The organism is Brucella sp. RRSP16 (assembly GCF_052246815.1).
Lineage (GTDB): Bacteria > Pseudomonadota > Alphaproteobacteria > Rhizobiales > Rhizobiaceae > Brucella > Brucella intermedia.
Window position 1 is genome coordinate 89,612 of record NZ_JBQQAM010000006.1, and the last position, 13,784, is coordinate 103,395.

The window sequence follows — 13,784 nt, forward strand, 5'->3', positions numbered from 1 at the left end:
CTAAGGTTTCAAGGCGCCTCTTTAACCTAAGTTTCCATGAAGTGCGACAGGAAAATGCCGCTTTCCCGGCCTCAATCGTACATCAGTAACGATAAAAAGAGGCCAGGCGCTTCAGACACTCCCTTCATATCCGGCCTGTTCGTTTTCGAGCAAGCGACGGAGCGTTAGGAAACAGTTTTCAACGACATGGCGATCGGAGGGGGAAGAGAAGGCGACGCGGACCCTGTGATAAATCTGGTCGACGCGTCCGGCCTTGAACTCGTCCTCGTCATCGATCAGGATTCCGCTTTCATAGGCCGCCGCCTTGAACGTTCCCGAAAGCCAGGGCTCGGGCAGGCCCATCCACAGGAACGGAACGGATGGTTTCGATACGAAGTCGAACCCGTCGAAGATTCTGCGGGCCATTTCTTCGCGAATGACGGTTTCCTCGCGGCATTTGCTGTGAATGGCGTCTGCCTCGCCGGAGAGTACAAGCTGCGCGCCGGTTTCGGCGAGCAGGAAGGCTGCGCCGCCCGTGACCATCTTGTGCGTCACCTTCACGCGCTGTGCGCAGTGGGCAGGGCAGGCGACCCAGCCGCTGCGTATCCCTGCCGCTACGGCTTTCGACAGGCCGGAAACGACGAATGTGCGTTCCGGCGCAAAACTTGCCAAGGGTGGAATCTGGCTGTCGCACATGACGCCATAGATATCGTCTTCGATGAGCCAGACATTGTAACGTCGTGCAATGTCGGCAATGGCGCGGCGCCGTTCTTCCGGCATGACGGACAATGTGGGGTTATGCAGCGTCGGCATCAGAAAGGCGAGGGTCGGGTGCTGCTGGCGGCAGGCGCGTTCGAATTCTTCCGGAATGAGACCATATTCATCCAGACCGGCCTGAATGGTGCGCCGCCCCAGAAGGCGAACGGAACGGCTGATCTGCGCGTAAGTCAGGTTTTCAAACAGGATGCGGTCGCCGGGATTGGTGAAGGCCGTGATGATGGCAATGCTCGCAGCCTGCGCGCCGTTGGTGACGACGATGCTGTCGAGGTCTGGCCGCCAGTCGGCCCGCGAAAGCCATCTTTGCCCGGCTTCCAGCCAGTGCTGCGGGAAATAGCGCGAATAGCTCGCTATATCCTGCGGAAAATCCCGATGAACGTCGGCATTTATCCGGGCCAGAACTTCGTGCTGGCCAACATCCGGTGCCGCCGTCGTGTCGAAGCGGATTTTACCGGACGGGACATCGGCGGGTTTGGTTCCGGCAATGCCTGAGGCGGTCAGCGCATTGTCGGCCGGTTCTTCACCGAGCACATAGGTTCCCCGACCCACTTCGCCCGTCACAAGGCCGCGCTCGTGGGCCAGGGCATAGGCGCGGCCGATTGTGCCGATTGTTACCTTGAGATCGAATGCGAGATTGCGTTGCGGCGGAAGCTTTGCGCCCGCGGGCAGCCCGCCGTTTCCGATTGCCTCTTCGATGGCATCGGCAAGTTGCAGGTAAAACGGGCCGGACTTGCCGGAGAGGTCTGGAATCCAATTTGTCATGGTGACAACTTATAAATTGTACCTATTGCCAAGTCAATTATAGAGTCAATTCATCGCTGCCGGTGAATTGTAAATCGGCGGTGATCAAACGAACTGCTTGGAGCATCGTGTGCGCGTTCGCGGGTTGAAAGGCGCTCCGACCAGTTGAATCCGGGCATCGTTCCGCTGGAAGTCGACTTCGATTTCAGGTCGATGCCGTAGCAGCACCGGGCTCCCAACCGGCTCTGCTTATGAGGAATGGACCGAGACAATGTTTTACTTCAGGCCGCAGACCGAGACAATAGATACAATTCTTCCTGTACCCGTGGCTGATACGGCGGCGGATTTGCCGAAAGGATTGCAAGCGCATCTGGCAACGGCCTCGCAACCGCGAGGCAGATATCTACGGCAGGTTTTGAATTGGCTGTCTTATCGAATGATGCTGCGGCGCACCCGGATTGCTTTGGACGAACTGACAGATGCGCAGTTGCGCGACATTGGACTGCGGCGCGGTGAAGCCGAGCGCGAAGCGCGGAAGGTGCGTTTTCACTTGCGTTGAAATGTGTCGCGGAAAGCCGGTTCCGGCGTTTCCGCGACACATCTGGTTGTTACTGGCAGCCGCTCTGGCCCGAAGCCCAGCGGTTGACGTCGGCGGCGATACGTCCGCCATGGCTTTCACCCATCATGGGGCCGAAAATCTCGACGCGAGCCGGATTTCCCTGCGCCTGCACGACCAGCAGCGGACGAGACGCCGGGTTGCGGGCCGGCACCACCAGAATGCGCGGACGTCCGGTGAAGGAATTCAGTTCCGGTGCAAGCGAGTATCCGCGGAAATCCTTGTCCTTGGATTTGAACCAGCAGCTATTCGCGGCCAGCGCAATGCGCTCCATGGTAGGTAATGCAGCCTTGCTGGCATCGACGGCAACAGGCCGCGTCGGCTTGCTGGAGGTGCAGGCTGCAAGCAATGCAATGGCCGGGAGGGCCAGAAGAGCGAAAGTCTTGGTCTTCAAGGAGAGGCTCCGAAAGGGCGTGCCTTTGAAAAGCACGCTGGGGGTGAGGTAGATCGGCAGAATCAGGCGAGTTGCGGCATGAAGGACTTCAGTCCGTCGCTCATCTCGTTCCAGATGCGTTCAAAGACCGGGTGCTGTTTTGCCTTGGCCGCATATGCATCGAATTTCGGGAACGCGTCCAGCAAATCCGCTTTGCCGGATAGCTTCTTCAACGGTTCCATCAGAAAACGCACGGGCAGCAGCCAGCAATCCGCAAGCGTAGGTTCGTCTCCGGCGGCGAAAGCCTTGTCCGAGAGGCGGCTTTCGACCACTTTCAGTCCGGTATGCATCTTGTCGAACAGGCGCTCGATGCTTGCATCGTCACGCTCGGGTTTGCTCGACAGGATGAAGAGCTTCATCGTCGGTCCGAGCACGTCGAGTTCCGTCACGCGCGCCAGCAGGCGGATGAGCGCGCGCTCGCGCGGCGTGCCGGGCAATACGGGTGTTTCAGGAAAATGATCTTCCAGATATTCCGCGATGACGGCGGCTTCAAACAGCGTTTCTCCCGAACTGGTGATCAGCACCGGTATGCGGCGGAGCGGCGTGACATTGCCGAAATCGGCGGGAAACGGATAGGGCAGGTTCATCGGCTTGAAAGGCAGGTCCTTCAGGTAGAGGACGCCGCGCACGAAAGATGAGTAGGGGGAGAGAGGCCTGGAATAAAGCTGCATGAATGAATTCCCCTGATTCTTTATCGCTAAAATCTGTGAGGCATTTCCAGCAAAAATATGGACGATTTGTGCCGGGAAAAATGCACGGACAAAAATGAGGAGACCCCGACGGTTTGTCTCTTGTCAAAGTCCTCCCGGAGCCAAGCTGCCACGAAAACCGGCGCTTTGCCAGTGCAGTTTTGAGGCGAGGCAAGCGCAACAAAAAAGGCGGCTCGCTTGGAGCCGCCTTTTCCGTTTATCTGTCTGCCAGCTTAGGCCGCGACGCCGAGTGCGCCTGCAAAAAGCGCCCGGCCATCGTCGCCGCCATGGGCTGCTTCGATCAGGTTTTCCGGGTGCGGCATCATGCCGAGCACATTGCCGCGTGCATTGACGATGCCTGCAATGTCGTTGACCGATCCGTTCGGATTGGTGCCTTCGGCATAGCGGAACACGACCTGGCCTTCGCCTTCGATGCGCTTCAGCGTTTCGGCATCGGCGAAATAATTGCCGTCATGATGCGCGACCGGGCAGCGGATGATCTGGCCCGGCTGGTAGCCGCGCGTGAACGACGTGTTGGCGTTGGTCACTTCGAGCTTCACTTCGCGGCAGACGAATTTCAGCGAGGCATTGCGCATCAGCGCGCCCGGCAGAAGTCCGGCTTCAACGAGGATCTGGAAGCCGTTGCACACGCCCATGACCATCACGCCCTTTTCGGCCTTCTCGCGCACGGCCTGCATGACCGGCATGCGGGCGGCAATGGCGCCGCAACGCAGATAGTCGCCATAGGAGAAGCCGCCGGGGATGAGGATCAGGTCCACATCGTCGGGGATGCTGGTGTCAGTCTGCCAGACGGTCACCGGAGCCTGTCCGGTGATCTTGGTCAGCGCCGCGATCATGTCGCGATCGCGATTGAGACCGGGAAGGAGAATGACTGCGGATTTCATGGCGACTGCTTCCTTGTTGGGCTCAGGCGATGGCGATGGAATAATCTTCAATCACGGTGTTGGCGAGCAGCTTCTCGCACATGGCTTTCAGGTCTGCTTCGGCCTTGGCCTTGTCCGAGCCTTCCAGTTCCAGATCGAACACCTTGCCCTGACGGGCCGAATTGACGCCGTCGAAACCGAGGCTGCCGAGCGCGCCGACGATTGCCTTGCCCTGCGGGTCGAGAACGCCGTTTTTCAGTGTAACGGTGACGCGTGCCTTGATCACTCTGTAGTTCCTGCAATTTTAGAACGAATGAAACAGCCCGGAAGACTTGTCTGGCTCGATCCCGAAAACCGGCTTCCACTTTTCGGGACCAGGCCCTTCCGGGCTGGGCGGATGATTACTTCACAAGCGTGGGGCCGGACGGGCGCGGCGTGTCGTTCTCGTTCATGATGCCGAGACGGCGCGCAACTTCCTGATAGGCCTCGACCAGACCGCCCATATCGCGACGGAAACGGTCCTTGTCGAGCTTGTCATTGGTGGTGATGTCCCAAAGACGCGCAGAGTCCGGCGAAATTTCGTCGGCGACGACGATGCGCATCATGTCGCCTTCCCACAGGCGTCCGCATTCCATCTTGAAATCGACAAGCTGGATGCCGATGCCGAGGAACAGGCCGGTGAGGAAGTCGTTGACGCGGATGGCAAGCGCCATGATGTCGTCGATTTCCTGCGGGCTTGCCCAGCCGAAAGCCGTGATATGCTCTTCGGTGACCATCGGATCGTCGAGCGCATCGGCCTTGTAGTAGAACTCGATGATCGAGCGCGGCAGGATGGTGCCTTCTTCCAGGCCAAGGCGCTTGGCGAGCGAACCGGCTGCAACGTTGCGCACGACCACTTCAAGCGGAATGATTTCCACTTCCTTGATCAGCTGCTCACGCATGTTGAGGCGGCGGATGAAGTGCGTCGGAATGCCGATGCGGTTGAGCTGGGTGAAAATATGCTCGGAAATGCGGTTGTTCAGCACGCCTTTCCCGTCGATGACTTCATGCTTCTTTGCATTGAAGGCAGTTGCATCATCTTTGAAGAATTGGACAAGCGTACCGGGTTCAGGGCCTTCATAAAGAATCTTGGCCTTGCCCTCGTAAATACGGCGGCGACGGTTCATGGCTTTTCTCGGATTTCCATATTTATGGTGATCGGCTCTAAGCCGCTATTCTCGCGGGCTACCTATAGCAATTGTGGGCTTTTAACAATCCTGCTTTGTGCCCGTTCCCCCGTTTTCGGCGTTTCTGACGCAAGTTTATGTATGAGTCGCAAGAAAGTGGTCTTTAAGCCCTTGTATAATCTTGCGCCCCTTGCCAGCTTTAGGCAAGAGAACGGATGACGATCTTTTCTAACTTGTAAGTCTGGGAGCTTTATGAATGAACACTGGCATGGATGATCGCCGCGACGCTTTTGAAAAGAAATTCGCGCTTGATGCGGAACTGCGCTTCAAGGCGGAGGCACGCCGCAACAAGCTTCTGGGACTCTGGGCCGCAGACCAGCTTGGCAAGAAGGATGCGGAGGCGGAAGCCTATGCCAAGGAAGTCGTTGCCGCCGACTTCGAGGAAGCTGGCGACGAGGATGTTTTCCGCAAGATCCGCGCCGATCTCGATGCTGCGGGCGTGAGCGTTGCAGACGAGGTCATCCGCGAGAAGATGTTTGCTTTCCTCGAAGAGGCAATCCGCCAGGTAAAGCAGGATTGATGCAGGTTTCGGGGCGCAAGGGCAGCTAGTGGTTTGATTGCGGACGAGTATCGAACGTAAAATTCAATCCACCAGCACTTCCGCCCCGATGCTTTGAAATGAAGGAAATTCGAATGTCGTTGTCTTCGCGCCTTCGCGCCGGGGAAACAGTGCTCTCCGCATGGTCCTCGCTTCCTGAACCCCTGACGGTCGAAATTCTCGCCCATAGCGCTTTCGATGCCGTAACGCTCGACATGCAACATGGCGGCCACGATGAGGCGAGCGTGCTTCGCTCGCTGGGCCTTATCCTGAATGCCGGCAAGCCCCCCGTCGTGCGCGTTCCCGTCGGCCGTTTCGACATGGCAAGCCGTGCGCTTGATTTCGGCGCGCAGGCGGTCATCGCTCCGATGATCAATTCCGTCGAGGATGCCCGCCGGTTTGCAGCCGCCATGAAATATCCGCCGGTGGGCGAGCGCTCATGGGGCGTGTTCAGGGCCAATGCGGATTACGGCACGCCGGGTTCCAACGATTATCTGACGACCGCAAATCACGACACGCTCGCCTTCGCGATGATCGAGACGCGGGACGCCTATGATGCGCTCGATGCCATCCTCGACGTTCGCGGCATCGACGGCGTTTTCGTCGGCCCTGCGGATTTCTCCATAGCATGGAGCAACGGACGCGAGGCCAACCCGAATTCCGATGCGATTGTGGAGCCGATCGGCAACATTGCGCGCAAGGCAATTGCGGCTGGCAAGATTGCAGGCATCTATTCGCCGACCGCGGAATTCGCGCGGCGTTACATTCCGCTTGGCTTCCGCTTCCTGACGCTCAGCAATGATGGCGGTTACATCCGGCTGGCAGCCGAAACGCTGACGAAAGCGGTCCGCGATTAAGTCCGTTGCAAGGTATTGAACAAGAAAAGGCGGGCTCGTGACCCGCCTTTTCTTTTGCTTATGGTAGACCCGCCGGAATGTTTGGGCCCAAACAATTGCAACTGGCAGCCCGCTGGACGGATCGATAAGTTGGTTGAACTACTTCACTTTCACTACCCACGCGATTTCATCACAAATATCTCTTAGCCGAACGCTCGTTCGAGGGGTGTGCATGTCTGAACTTGATGACCTTCTCCGTCAGAAAGCGGAAATTGAAGCGCGAATTCTGGAAGTTAAAAGCCAGGATATAGAACGGAAGAAACTTGACTTTGCGATCCTCGCCTACGAGTTGAGGGAGTTGAACGCTCTCCCAAAATCTGTCGCGGATGCTTTTACCGACAAAGCCAACACCTTCAACTCCTTCCGCGTAATGAAGGTGAAGAAAAAATAGCCTGTTGGTTTGTGCAATGGACTTAAGATATCTATCGCGAAATGCAGATTCGGCGGAGCGTATACGCTCAAGGATACTTCGTTCCGGGTTCACGATCAGCGGGCATCGATTATGGACTGATGACGAAGACCGGGTATGTCGGTTTTTCTATCCCGATTATTTTGCGATTTGCCAAGTTCTGGATACCCGATCAAGAAAAGCAATACAGGCACGCTGCCAGAAACTGGGGCTTGTTCCCAAGAAGTTGTGTTGGGGATGGTCAGCGAAACAAAAACTGCGGAGACTTTATCCAGAAGCGACCAAGGAGGAAATATGCAGCGCCTTTCCCGGCGTTGAGTGGGGGAAAATTCAGGCCGCGGCCCGTTACTATAGTTACCGGCGCAAGAAAAAACCTTACAAAATCACCGGAGTCCTCTCACTCGATCAGTGTAGGAGCCGCTGCTACGAAATAAACTGGATTATGCGGGATTTGGATGATGAAGCCGGTACCGGGCGATATTTCCAAACACGCGGTTATCGTTGTGACTATCCTAACTTCAAGGCCATCAGCCGAGCAGTGCGAGCCTTGGGTGGGCGATTGGAAGTACGATGGGAGGAATGGTAGCAGACCCTACCATTCCGTTTCTTCTCAGATCAATGATGCTTGGGCGCCTGTAGCTGCGTCATGAACTCGGCGAACACCATCGAGCCTTCCGGCCAGGGGCCATGCCCGGATTCCGAATTGATGTGTCCGGCTTCACCTGCATCGATGAGCATGGCGCCCCAATCCTTCACCACGTCCTCCGCAGCCTCGAAGCTGGAGAACGGATCGTTGCGGCTAACGACGGTAATCGTCGGGAAAGGCAGGCGCTCGCGCGGATAAGGGCCAAACGTCATCAGGTGCTTGGGCCTGATCCTGTCGTTGGAAACATCCGGAGGCGCCACGAAAAAGGCTCCGGCGACCTTGTGCTGGATATGCGGCACGGCATGAACGGCTGTTGCAACGCCGAGCGAGTGCGCGACCAGAACGATGGGCCGGGTGGCCGCATTGGCAGCCTTGACGACTTCGCCGATCCAGTCTTCGCGAACAGGTTTCGACCACTCCGCCTGCTGCACACGCCGCGCCGTGGAGAGTTTGTTCTCCCAGCGGGTCTGCCAGTGGTCGGGGCCGGAATTGGTATAGCCGGGGATGATGAGGATATCTGCGTCTTTGACTTTCATGGCCTCCCATTTAGAGAGGCTTGCTCACTTCTTCAAGCGGTGCTTGCGGTATGCCCGGTCTGGAAGGCATGCGAATGATGAACAGCCTGTTCGCTGATCGCGATCTTGTGAAACATGTCGCAAATGGTGATGTTTAGGCAAGATTTGAAACGCGACGGAGATAACAACATGGCAATCAGCAGACGCAAGATGCTCGGCGCAGCCGGGACTGCTGTCATGGCCAACATTCTTCCTGTCCGCGCAGAAATGCCGTCGAAGGAGAGCGATATGACACAGAATTTGAAAGCGGCGGCAGCCGAAACCGGGCGTCCTGTCGCTCCACTTCCTTTCGCAATGACCACGCCAATGCGAGTGGCGCGCGTCGGCCTCAAGGCCCGCGACGCCGAAACGCTGGCTGAATATTACCGTGATGTCGTGGGCTTGCGCGAGATGACCCGCCGTGGCGCGTCGATCGTTCTCGGCGCGGGCGACCGCGAACTGATGGAAATCGAGCAGTTTTCAGCAGCCCGTCCGGACGATCCGCGCAGCGCCGGTCTTTATCACACCGCATTCCTGCTGCCGACCCGTGGCGATCTGGCGCGCTGGTCGCGCCGCGCCATCGACAAGCAATTGCCGGTCAGCGGGGCGTCGGACCATAAGGTGAGCGAAGCGATCTATCTGACCGACCCCGAAGGCAACGGCATCGAAATCTATTCGGACCGTCCCAACAGCCAGTGGCAGTGGAATGGTGATCGTGTGGCCATGAGCACCGATCCGCTGGATGTCGGCAATCTGCTCGATGTCATCAAGCAGGAAGGCGGAGAATGGACCTTTGCGCCGCAGAACACGGTCGTCGGCCATGTTCACCTGCGCGTTGGTAATGCCCATGAAGCCGAAACTTTCTGGCACAATGAACTCGGCCTCGAAACCGTCCAAACCTATGGTGACCGGGCAGTGTTCATGTCCACCGGGCGCTACCATCACCATATCGCGGCCAATGCCTGGCAGAGCGCCGGTGCTGGCAAGCGCGACGAGGATCGCACCGGCCTCGCATGGGTGGAACTGGAAGATACGCGCGGCGGTAATGACAGCACCTTCGTGGACCCATGGGGCAATGTGGTCAACACGATCAAGACCAAGGCGTAGCCAGCGATCTTCAGAATGTAAAAAAGCCCCATGTTTTCATAAACATGGGGCTTTTTTCTTGTCTCCGTGCTCCCCCCCTCATCCTGAGGTGCGAAGCGAAGCGAAGCCTCGAAGGACGAGGGCATGCGGAGTGTTTCCCTCAGCCCTTCGAGGCGCCGTTTTCAACGGCTCCTCAGGGTGAGGGAGGGTGGGCAGAGCCACTTCAACCAAAGACGCGCTTGAAAATCGTATCCACATGCTTGGTGTGGTAGCCGAGATCGAACTTTTCGCGGATCTGGTCTTCGGAAAGAGCGGCGCGCACTTCCGTGTCGGCCAGCAGTTCCTCAAGGAAGTCGGCGCCCTGTTCCCAGACCTTCATGGCATTGCGCTGTACGAGACGATAGGCATCCTCACGCGACACGCCGGCCTGCGTCAGCGCCAGCAGAACGCGCTGCGAATGCACCAGACCGCGGAACTTGTTCATGTTTTTCAGCATGTTGTCCGGGTAGATCACCAGCTTTTCAATCACGCCGGCCAGACGGTTCAGCGCGAAATCGAGCGTGATGGTGGTGTCCGGACCGATGGCGCGTTCGACGCTCGAATGCGAAATGTCGCGTTCGTGCCAGAGAGCCACGTTTTCCATCGCGGGCGTTACCGACATGCGCACCAGACGGGCAAGGCCTGTCAGGTTCTCGGTCAGAACCGGGTTGCGCTTGTGCGGCATGGCGGACGAACCCTTCTGGCCCGGCGAGAAGAATTCTTCTGCTTCCAGAACTTCGGTGCGCTGCATGTGGCGGATTTCGATGGCGATGTTTTCCATCGAAGAGGCGATGACGCCAAGCGTTGCAAAGAACATCGCATGGCGGTCGCGCGGGATGACCTGCGTCGAAACCGGCTCTGCCTCAAGGCCGAGCTTGGCACAGACATATTCTTCCACACGCGGGTCGATATTGGCGAAAGTGCCGACAGCGCCGGAAATGGCGCCGGTTGCGATTTCCGCACGCGCCGCAACGAGACGGGCGCGGCCGCGCGCCATCTCGGCATAGAAACGCGCAAAGGTGAGGCCCATCGTCGTCGGTTCGGCATGGATGCCATGGCTGCGGCCGATGCGCACCGTGTCCTTGTGCTCGAAAGCGCGCTTCTTCAGCGCTTCCAGAACGCGGTCCATGTCTGCGAGCAGCAGGTCGGCAGCGCGCACCAGCTGGACGTTGAGCGTGGTGTCGAGCACGTCCGATGAGGTCATGCCCTGATGCACGAAACGGCTGTCCGGGCCGATGAATGCGGCCAGATGCGTCAGGAAGGCGATGACGTCATGCTTCGTAACGGCCTCGATCTCATCGATGCGGGCGACGTCGAACTTTGCCACGCTGCCTTTTTCCCAGATCGTCTTTGCTGCATCCTTTGGAATGACGCCCAGTTGCGCGAGCGCCTCGCAGGCATAGGCTTCGATCTCGAACCAGATGCGGAACTTCGTTTCGGGCGACCAGATGGCGACCATTTCAGGCCGGGAATAGCGCGGGATCATGGGTGCATCCTGTAGAAAGAGGGGGGTTAATTTTTGCGGGCAGCTTCGGCAGCGGCGCGGATCGCCTGGATATTGGCGCGGTAGCTCTCGACCGAATTGCCCTTGTAGACGGCCGAACCGGCCACGAGAATGTTGGCGCCAGCGGCAACGACCGAGCCTGCGGTTTCCGGCGTGATGCCGCCATCCACTTCAATGTCGATAGGGCGGTCACCGACCATTTCGCGAACGCGCTTGATCTTGTCGAGCATCGGGGCGATGAATTTCTGTCCGCCAAAGCCCGGATTGACCGTCATGACGAGGACGAGATCGACATCTTCGATGACATTGGCCAGCGCTTCGGCAGGCGTTGCCGGGTTGAGCGCCAGACCGGCCTTCTTGCCGAGAGCGCGGATCGATTGCAGCGAACGGTGCGTATGCGGCCCGGCTTCGGCGTGAATTGTGATGAGATCGCAACCGGCATCGGCAAAAGGCGCCAGATAGGGATCGCAAGGCGCAATCATCAGATGGGCATCGAAGAATGCCTCGGTGCGCGGACGGATCGCCTTCACCACCTGCGGGCCGAAAGTGATGTTGGGCACGAAATGCCCGTCCATGACGTCGATATGCACCCAGTCGGCACCGGCTTCCAGCACGGCATCGACTTCTTCGCCCAGACGGGCGAAATCGGCGGAAAGGATGGACGGGGCGATGGCGATGGGGCGCATATGTGATCTCCGTAACTTTGGCCAGCCCCTAGCACATGAGGGGCGGGAATCCTATCCCCAGCGCTTGTGGAACCACATCCACTGGCCGGGATATTCGCGCACCCATGTCTCGACGGTATCGTTCAGAAGCTGCGCAGTCGCCGCAACATCGATCTCGCCCTTGTCGTCACGCGGCAGTTCCATGCGTTCATAAAGCTCAAGCCGGTAGCGCCCGCCGGGAAGGCGGATGCAGCGCGCCGGATAGACGTCGCAATCATATTGCCGTGCAAGCTTGGCCAGAAGCGGGTTGGTCTTTACTGGACGATTGAAGAAGGTCGACGGCACGCCACGGCGGAATTTCTGATCCACCAGCATGCCGACATTGCCGCCTTCATCGAGGATATGCGCAAGCGACCATGCAGCACCGGCTTTCGACGGCACCAGATGGCCCATATTTGTGCGGCGGGCCTTCAGCACCTTGTCGGCGATATAGGGATTGTTCGGCGGGCGGAACAACGCCGTGACGTTCAGGCCGAAAGTGGCGGCGCAGATGGGCAGCAACTCGAAATTGCCCGTATGGGCGGTGAAGAAGATGTGCGGCTTCTTCTCGTCGCGCAGCCGTTCGAAAATCGGGATGCCTTCCACTTCGACCAGCCCCGGCTTGGTCGCATAGGGATCGAAATCGAAAACCGCGTCGAGGAAGATATATTCCGCGAAGAGGCGCGCCATCGAATCCCACATTTCGCGGGCGATGTCCTCGATTTCCGCGTCGCTTTTCTCGGGATAGGCCTGACGCAGATTATCAGTCGCCACCTTGTGGCGCGGCGTCAGCGGCCCGACCAGACGGGCCACCCTGGCTGAAAAGCTGATCGCTGCCTTCGCCGGGAACAGGCGCAGCAGGCCAAGCAGCAGAAACACGGCCTGTGCCCAGAGCCAGTAGTTGAACTGCTTCAGCTTGCGGGTCCAGCGGAAGAGCAGAAGTTTCAGCTTGAACATCATGGAATTACGGCTCAGTCGATCTCAAGAATGATCTTGCCGAAGACGTCGCGGCCTTCCATGCGCTTCAGCGCCGTGTCGATATCGTTGAAGCCGACCACGGTGTCGATGACCGGATGCACGATGCCGCGCGCCATCTTCTGCATCGCATCGGCCATGTTTTCCATGCGGCAGCCGAAGGAGCCGAAAATCTTGAGCTGCTGCTGGAAGAGCTGCATCAGGTTCATGTTGGTGGAAACGCCGGAGGTCGAGCCGCAGGTGACGAGGCGCGCACCGCGCTTCATGCACAGCATCGAGCCGGCCCATGTGTCCGCGCCCACATGCTCGAACACCACATCCACGCCCTTCTTCTTGGTGAGCTTGCGCACCACGCCTTCAAAGCGGTCTTCGCGGTAATTGATGACGTGATCGGCGCCGAGCGCCTTGGCTTTCTCGATCTTGTCGTTGGAGCCGACCGTGGTGATGACGGTGCAGCCCATTTTCTTCGCAAGCTGAATCGCCGCCGTGCCGATGCCGGAACCGCCTGCCTGAACGAGCACGGTTTCGCCCGGCTCAAGCTTGGCATTGTCGAACAGCATGTGTTCGACCGTGCCGAAGGTAACCGGTGCAACGGCAGCGCCGATGGCGTCCACGCCGGGAGGGGCCGGAACGAGCAGGCGGGCAGGCAGGTTCACGGCTTCGCAGGCAAAGCCGTCAAGATGGAAACCATGCACGCCGCCGACATGCTCGCACAGATTGTCACGGCCTTCGCGGCAGGCGCGGCAAAGACCGCAGGTGCGCGCGCCATATATCGACACAAGCTGGCCGGGCAGGAGATTGGAAACGCCGGGGCCGACGGCATCGACGATGCCGGAAGCTTCCGCGCCGATGACGAGCGGCATCTTGCGCTTGGCAAACGCCATGCCGCGCCAGCCCCATACGTCGATGTGGTTGAGCGCTACGGCCTTGATGCGTACCGTCACCTCGCCGATGCCGGGGGCAGGCGGGGGTGTGATATCGGTGATTTCAAGGCGGCGATCATCAAGAAGCTGCAAGGCGCGCATGGGCTGTTCCTTTCATGGCATGATCCCGGAGAGCTTCCGCCTTCCGGGATCATCAGGAATTTA

Annotated in this window: 16 protein-coding genes; 5 read left to right on the forward strand and 11 right to left on the reverse strand. The window is 58.6% G+C overall.

The window, feature by feature from the left end:
- Window positions 1-111: 111 nt before the first annotated feature.
- Window positions 112-1,518: an aminotransferase-like domain-containing protein gene (locus ACS5UA_RS11130; RefSeq protein ID WP_021585024.1), complete on the reverse strand. Its 1,407-nt coding sequence runs from the start codon at window positions 1,516-1,518 to the stop codon at window positions 112-114.
- A gap of 250 nt (window positions 1,519-1,768) precedes the next feature.
- Here ACS5UA_RS11130 and ACS5UA_RS11135 point away from each other — a divergent pair, with 250 nt between their 5' ends.
- The gene (locus ACS5UA_RS11135) at window positions 1,769-2,056 is read left to right on the forward strand and encodes a DUF1127 domain-containing protein (protein WP_021585025.1); all 288 of its coding nucleotides are present in this window, start codon (window positions 1,769-1,771) and stop codon (window positions 2,054-2,056) included.
- Between the two features lie 49 nt (window positions 2,057-2,105).
- Here the strand turns inward: ACS5UA_RS11135 and ACS5UA_RS11140 are convergent, their stop codons facing one another.
- From ACS5UA_RS11140 to purC, 5 genes are all read right to left on the reverse strand, one after another.
- Window positions 2,106-2,507, reverse strand: coding sequence for a hypothetical protein (locus tag ACS5UA_RS11140; RefSeq protein WP_443101313.1), 402 nt, complete (start codon window positions 2,505-2,507; stop codon window positions 2,106-2,108).
- Window positions 2,508-2,569: 62 nt separating this feature from the next.
- The gene (locus tag ACS5UA_RS11145) at window positions 2,570-3,217 is read right to left on the reverse strand and encodes a glutathione S-transferase family protein (protein ID WP_021585027.1); all 648 of its coding nucleotides are present in this window, start codon (window positions 3,215-3,217) and stop codon (window positions 2,570-2,572) included.
- Window positions 3,218-3,468: 251 nt separating this feature from the next.
- Window positions 3,469-4,140, reverse strand: coding sequence for a phosphoribosylformylglycinamidine synthase subunit PurQ (gene purQ / locus ACS5UA_RS11150; RefSeq protein WP_022568500.1), 672 nt, complete (start codon window positions 4,138-4,140; stop codon window positions 3,469-3,471).
- 22 nt (window positions 4,141-4,162) lie between these two features.
- On the reverse strand, window positions 4,163-4,405 hold the full coding sequence (gene purS / locus ACS5UA_RS11155; RefSeq protein ID WP_006466627.1) for a phosphoribosylformylglycinamidine synthase subunit PurS: 243 nt from the start codon (window positions 4,403-4,405) through the stop codon (window positions 4,163-4,165).
- Window positions 4,406-4,520: 115 nt separating this feature from the next.
- Window positions 4,521-5,285 (reverse strand): phosphoribosylaminoimidazolesuccinocarboxamide synthase, encoded by a 765-nt coding sequence (gene purC, locus ACS5UA_RS11160; protein WP_004688254.1) that lies wholly within the window; start codon window positions 5,283-5,285, stop codon window positions 4,521-4,523.
- A 256-nt stretch (window positions 5,286-5,541) separates the two neighbouring features.
- Here purC and ACS5UA_RS11165 point away from each other — a divergent pair, with 256 nt between their 5' ends.
- The 3 genes from ACS5UA_RS11165 to ACS5UA_RS11175 all read left to right on the forward strand — a co-directional run bounded on the left by ACS5UA_RS11165 (window position 5,542) and on the right by ACS5UA_RS11175 (window position 7,170).
- Window positions 5,542-5,865: a DUF1476 domain-containing protein gene (locus ACS5UA_RS11165; protein WP_443101314.1), complete on the forward strand. Its 324-nt coding sequence runs from the start codon at window positions 5,542-5,544 to the stop codon at window positions 5,863-5,865.
- A 107-nt stretch (window positions 5,866-5,972) separates the two neighbouring features.
- Entirely contained in the window at window positions 5,973-6,740 is a 768-nt protein-coding gene (locus ACS5UA_RS11170; RefSeq protein WP_025091402.1) for an HpcH/HpaI aldolase family protein, read from the forward strand.
- A 211-nt stretch (window positions 6,741-6,951) separates the two neighbouring features.
- The gene (locus ACS5UA_RS11175) at window positions 6,952-7,170 is read left to right on the forward strand and encodes a hypothetical protein (protein WP_006471782.1); all 219 of its coding nucleotides are present in this window, start codon (window positions 6,952-6,954) and stop codon (window positions 7,168-7,170) included.
- Window positions 7,171-7,803: 633 nt separating this feature from the next.
- On the opposite strand, the gene ACS5UA_RS11180 is transcribed toward ACS5UA_RS11175, so the two are convergent.
- Window positions 7,804-8,370, reverse strand: a complete 567-nt coding sequence (locus ACS5UA_RS11180; protein ID WP_006466630.1) for an alpha/beta hydrolase — start codon at window positions 8,368-8,370, stop codon at window positions 7,804-7,806.
- Between the two features lie 168 nt (window positions 8,371-8,538).
- Between ACS5UA_RS11180 and ACS5UA_RS11185 the strand changes: the two genes are divergently transcribed.
- Window positions 8,539-9,495 carry a VOC family protein gene (locus ACS5UA_RS11185; protein ID WP_021585031.1) on the forward strand — a complete coding sequence of 319 codons (957 nt, stop codon included), beginning with the start codon at window positions 8,539-8,541 and terminating at the stop codon, window positions 9,493-9,495.
- Window positions 9,496-9,697: 202 nt separating this feature from the next.
- Here the strand turns inward: ACS5UA_RS11185 and purB are convergent, their stop codons facing one another.
- From purB to ACS5UA_RS11205, 4 genes are read right to left on the reverse strand one after another with little or no spacing between them, the layout of a single operon-like run.
- Entirely contained in the window at window positions 9,698-10,999 is a 1,302-nt protein-coding gene (purB, locus tag ACS5UA_RS11190) for an adenylosuccinate lyase (RefSeq protein WP_266030303.1), read from the reverse strand.
- 26 nt (window positions 11,000-11,025) lie between these two features.
- Window positions 11,026-11,703, reverse strand: a complete 678-nt coding sequence (gene rpe, locus ACS5UA_RS11195) for a ribulose-phosphate 3-epimerase (RefSeq protein ID WP_006466634.1) — start codon at window positions 11,701-11,703, stop codon at window positions 11,026-11,028.
- A gap of 51 nt (window positions 11,704-11,754) precedes the next feature.
- Window positions 11,755-12,681 carry a lipid A biosynthesis lauroyl acyltransferase gene (locus tag ACS5UA_RS11200; protein ID WP_006471777.1) on the reverse strand — a complete coding sequence of 309 codons (927 nt, stop codon included), beginning with the start codon at window positions 12,679-12,681 and terminating at the stop codon, window positions 11,755-11,757.
- An 11-nt stretch (window positions 12,682-12,692) separates the two neighbouring features.
- Window positions 12,693-13,721, reverse strand: a complete 1,029-nt coding sequence (locus ACS5UA_RS11205; protein WP_100651182.1) for a zinc-binding dehydrogenase — start codon at window positions 13,719-13,721, stop codon at window positions 12,693-12,695.
- Window positions 13,722-13,784 lie beyond the last annotated feature (63 nt).

Coding starts and splice junctions, on each gene's coding strand:
- ACS5UA_RS11205 (WP_100651182.1), bottom strand. CDS start 13,721: ATGCGCGCCTTGCAGCTTCTTGATGATCGCCGCCTTGAAATCACCGAT.
- purQ (WP_022568500.1), bottom strand. CDS start 4,140: ATGAAATCCGCAGTCATTCTCCTTCCCGGTCTCAATCGCGATCGCGAC.
- ACS5UA_RS11165 (WP_443101314.1), top strand. CDS start 5,542: ATGAACACTGGCATGGATGATCGCCGCGACGCTTTTGAAAAGAAATTC.
- ACS5UA_RS11130 (WP_021585024.1), bottom strand. CDS start 1,518: ATGACAAATTGGATTCCAGACCTCTCCGGCAAGTCCGGCCCGTTTTAC.
- ACS5UA_RS11185 (WP_021585031.1), top strand. CDS start 8,539: ATGGCAATCAGCAGACGCAAGATGCTCGGCGCAGCCGGGACTGCTGTC.
- ACS5UA_RS11180 (WP_006466630.1), bottom strand. CDS start 8,370: ATGAAAGTCAAAGACGCAGATATCCTCATCATCCCCGGCTATACCAAT.
- ACS5UA_RS11145 (WP_021585027.1), bottom strand. CDS start 3,217: ATGCAGCTTTATTCCAGGCCTCTCTCCCCCTACTCATCTTTCGTGCGC.
- purB (WP_266030303.1), bottom strand. CDS start 10,999: ATGATCCCGCGCTATTCCCGGCCTGAAATGGTCGCCATCTGGTCGCCC.
- ACS5UA_RS11135 (WP_021585025.1), top strand. CDS start 1,769: ATGTTTTACTTCAGGCCGCAGACCGAGACAATAGATACAATTCTTCCT.
- purC (WP_004688254.1), bottom strand. CDS start 5,285: ATGAACCGTCGCCGCCGTATTTACGAGGGCAAGGCCAAGATTCTTTAT.
- ACS5UA_RS11200 (WP_006471777.1), bottom strand. CDS start 12,681: ATGATGTTCAAGCTGAAACTTCTGCTCTTCCGCTGGACCCGCAAGCTG.
- ACS5UA_RS11175 (WP_006471782.1), top strand. CDS start 6,952: ATGTCTGAACTTGATGACCTTCTCCGTCAGAAAGCGGAAATTGAAGCG.
- rpe (WP_006466634.1), bottom strand. CDS start 11,703: ATGCGCCCCATCGCCATCGCCCCGTCCATCCTTTCCGCCGATTTCGCC.